Genomic DNA, 3,593 nt, shown 5'->3' with positions numbered 1-3,593 from the left:
GGCGACGGGCTGGCGGGCAGGTCGAAGCGCAGCTGGTACCACAGCGGCGCGGTGAGCTTGGGCGAATGGTTCCAGGCGTCCGGCAGCGTGATCAGCCGCGCGGCACCGGTGACCGGCAGCTCGCGGGTCGGGGCGCGCACCACGATGGCGTTGCTGATGGTGGTGATGCCCTCCGGGCTGGCGCGGCCGCCGATCTCGACCATCCACAGGCCGATCAGGATCAGCGCCACCACCATCAGGCCCCAGCGCGCAGGGTGCAGCGCAAGCAGCAGCGGACGGCCGCGGTCGGAGCCGATGGACCTGAGCTGGGTCAGCCAGCCGGGCGATGGTGCGGGAGTCGCTGGCGCGGGAGGCGTGGCCACTGAGATGGTGAAATCCGGAAGAATTGAACCCAAGCTTTTGATTCTGCCGGACCACAGCCGGCCCGGACGGGCGGCGACAATCACGCTCCCGGCCCTTGCCTCATAGTTCACATTCATCCCGTGATCCTGCGCCACGCTTTCATCCCCCAGGACAACCGCCGGCTTGCGCATGTCTGCGGCGCGCTCGACGAGCACCTCCGCACGATCGAGGCCGCCTTCGACGTCAGCATCCGCCGGCGCAACGAATCGTTCCGGGTCGAAGGCGCGCGCCGCGCCGCCGAGCGGGCGGTGGCGCTGCTGCAGCAGCTCTACGACCGCGCTGCCGAGGCCATCGAGCCGACCGAGCTGCAGCTCGCGCTGGTCCAGGCGCTGCGGGACGATGCCCCCGCGCTGCGCGTGGTGCATGCCGGCGAGCCGCTGGCCGACGCAGGCGCCGAACCCGAGATCGTCCTGCGCACCCGCCGCAGCGAGCTGGCCGGCCGCACCCGCAACCAGACCACCTACCTGCACAACATCCTCGGCCACGACATCACCTTCGGCCTCGGTCCGGCCGGCACGGGCAAGACCTTCCTTGCCGTGGCCTGCGCGGTGGATGCGCTGGAGCGCGGCTCGGTGCAGCGCATCATCCTCACGCGTCCGGCGGTCGAGGCCGGCGAGCGCCTCGGTTTCCTGCCCGGCGATCTGGCGCAGAAAGTCGATCCCTACCTGCGCCCGCTCTACGACGCGCTCTACGACCTGATGGGCATGGACCGCGTCGGCAAGGCCTTCGAGAAGGGCCAGATCGAGGTCGCCCCGCTGGCCTTCATGCGCGGACGCACGCTCAACCACGCCTTCGTCATCCTCGACGAGGCCCAGAACACCACGCCCGAGCAGATGAAGATGTTCCTGACCCGCATCGGTTTCGGCTCGCGCTGCGTGGTGACCGGCGACACCACACAGGTCGATCTGCCGAAGGGACAGGTCAGCGGCCTGACCGACGCGGCACGCATCCTGCGCAAGGTCCGCGGCATCGCGATGACCCGCTTCACTTCGGCCGACGTGGTGCGCCATCCGCTGGTGGCGCGCATCGTCGAGGCTTACGATGCGGCGCGACCCACCGCCACTGCCGACGACTTCCACCCCGAGCACTGAACCATGCCCGCTGCCCGCCCCGACCTGAGCCTGTCCCTGCAATTCGCCGACCCGCGGCACCGCGCGGTGCTGCCGCGGCACAAGGTGGCGCGTTTCGTCCGCGCCGCGCTGGAGCTGCCTGGCGAGATCACCGTGCGCATCGTCGACGCCGAGGAAGGCCGGCGCCTGAACCTCGATTTCCGCCACAAGGACTACGCCACCAACGTGCTGACCTTCGACTACAGCGCCGAGCCAGTGGTGTCGGCGGACCTGGTGCTGTGCGCGCCGGTGGTCGAGGCGGAGGCCGCCGCGAACGGCAAGGACCTGCTCGCCCACTACGCCCACCTGCTCGTCCACGGCACGCTGCACGCCCAGGGCTACGACCACGAGGACGACGAGGAGGCCGCCGAGTGCATGGAAGAGCGCGAACGCGAGATCCTGGCCGCGCTCGGTTTCGCCGATCCCTACGCCGAAAGCACCCCATGAGCGACACCCCCCAGGCCCTCGACCCGAACCTCTGGCTCGAAGACGTACAGGGCGAGGCCGCGCTCGACTGGGTGCGCGCCCGCAACGACCGCTCGCAGGCCGAACTCTGCGCCCGCCCCGAGTACGCCGACTTCAAGCCCCGGCTGCTGGCGCTGATGAACGCCCGCGAGCGCATTCCCTACGTCAGCCGCGTCGGCCCGCACTTCTACAACTTCTGGCAGGACGCCGCGCATGTGCGCGGCCTGTGGCGCCGCACCACGCTGGCGAGCTACCGGCAGGCCGAGCCTGACTGGGAGACCGTGCTCGACCTCGATGCGCTGGCCGCGGTCGAAGGCGAGAACTGGGTCTGGCATGGGGACGATGTGTGCTCGCCCGCGGTGTCCGGCGGCGAGTGGCGGCGCTGCCTGATCTCGCTGTCGCGCGGCGGGGCGGATGCGACCGTGGTGCGCGAGTTCGACCTGATCGACAAGCGCTTCCTTGGCGCGGACGAAGGCGGCTTCACGCTGCCCGAGGCGAAGAGCACCGCGGGCTGGCTGGACGCCGACACGCTGGTCGTCGGCACTGACTTCGGCCCCGGCTCGCTCACCGATTCCGGCTACCCGCGGGTCATCAAGCGCTGGCGTCGCAGCACACCCTTGAGCGAGGCCGTCACCATCCACGAAGGCGCGGCGAGCGACGTCTCCGCCTGGGTCAGCGTGGACGACACGCCCGGCTTCGAGCGCGTGATCCACGGCCGCTCGGTCGATTTCTACACCACCGAGCTGTGGCTGGTCGGCGCGGACGGTGCGCTGCTGCACCTCGACAAGCCGGCCGACGCCAGCCTCGGCTTCCACGAACACTGGGCGGTGATGGCGCTGCGCAGCGATCTGGTGCAGGGCGACGTCACGCACCCGGCCGGCGCGCTGCTGGTCGCGCAGGCCGATGACCTGCTCGCCGGTCGCCCGCAGTGGACCGCGCTGTTCACGCCGACGCCGACGCGCTCGCTCGGCAGCAGCGCGTGGACCCGCGGCCATGTGCTGCTGAACGTGCTCGACCAGGTGGCGAACCGCGTCGAGGAGCTGCGGCTGGTGGATGGCCGATGGCAGCGCCGCGCCGTGAACCTGCCCGGCCCCGGCGCGCTCGGCATCGCCGCGCTGCACGACCCGCATGTGCCGAATGACCCGCTGGCCGAGCACTACTGGGTCACCTACGCCGACTTCCTGACGCCCGACTCGCTGATGCTGGCCCGCGCCGGCACCGACGAGGTCGAGGTGCTCAAGCAGCGCCCGCGCTACTTCGACAGCGACGGTATGACCGCCGAACAGCGCTTCGCCACCAGCGCCGACGGCACGCAGGTGCCGTACTTCATCGTCCGGCCGAAGGGCTGCCGCGACGACGGCGACAACCCGACGCTGCTCTACGGCTACGGCGGCTTCGAGGTGTCGATGCAGCCGTGGTATTCGGGCGGCTTCGGGCTGGCCTGGTACGAGCGGGGTGGCGTGCTGGTGGTGGCCAACATCCGCGGCGGTGGCGAGTTCGGCCCGGCGTGGCACCAGGCCGCGGTCGGCGAACACAAGCAGCGCAGCTACGACGACTTCATCGCGGTGGCCGAAGACCTCGTGCGCACGCAGGTCACGCGTCCCGAGCGGCTCGGCA

Annotated in this window: 4 protein-coding genes; 3 read left to right on the top strand and 1 reads right to left on the bottom strand. The window is 70.7% G+C overall.

Going from position 1 to position 3,593, the window contains the following annotated elements; all coding sequences use genetic code 11:
- Nucleotides 1–362: hypothetical protein (locus tag AB3X43_RS04350; protein ID WP_369428651.1), on the bottom strand; the 362-nt coding region annotated here is incomplete at its 3' end.
- A 120-nt stretch (nt 363–482) separates the two neighbouring features.
- Here AB3X43_RS04350 and AB3X43_RS04345 point away from each other — a divergent pair.
- The 3 genes from AB3X43_RS04345 to AB3X43_RS04335 all read left to right on the top strand — a co-directional run.
- A complete protein-coding gene (locus AB3X43_RS04345; RefSeq protein ID WP_369428650.1) occupies nt 483–1,493 on the top strand; it encodes a PhoH family protein in 1,011 nt (336 codons plus the stop codon).
- A gap of 3 nt (nt 1,494–1,496) precedes the next feature.
- Complete coding sequence (ybeY, locus tag AB3X43_RS04340) at nt 1,497–1,958, top strand: rRNA maturation RNase YbeY (RefSeq protein WP_369428649.1); 462 nt, start codon at nt 1,497–1,499, stop codon at nt 1,956–1,958.
- The coding region (locus AB3X43_RS04335) for a prolyl oligopeptidase family serine peptidase (protein ID WP_369428648.1) at nt 1,955–3,593 on the top strand (1,639 nt) is incomplete at its 3' end. The genes ybeY and AB3X43_RS04335, both read left to right, overlap by 4 nt.

It is taken from the genome of Sphaerotilus sp. (genome assembly GCF_041083715.1).
GTDB lineage: Bacteria > Pseudomonadota > Gammaproteobacteria > Burkholderiales > Burkholderiaceae_C > Sphaerotilus.
The sequence above is the reverse complement of the archived record's forward strand: the minus strand, read 5'-3'. Positions and strand labels throughout refer to the sequence as shown.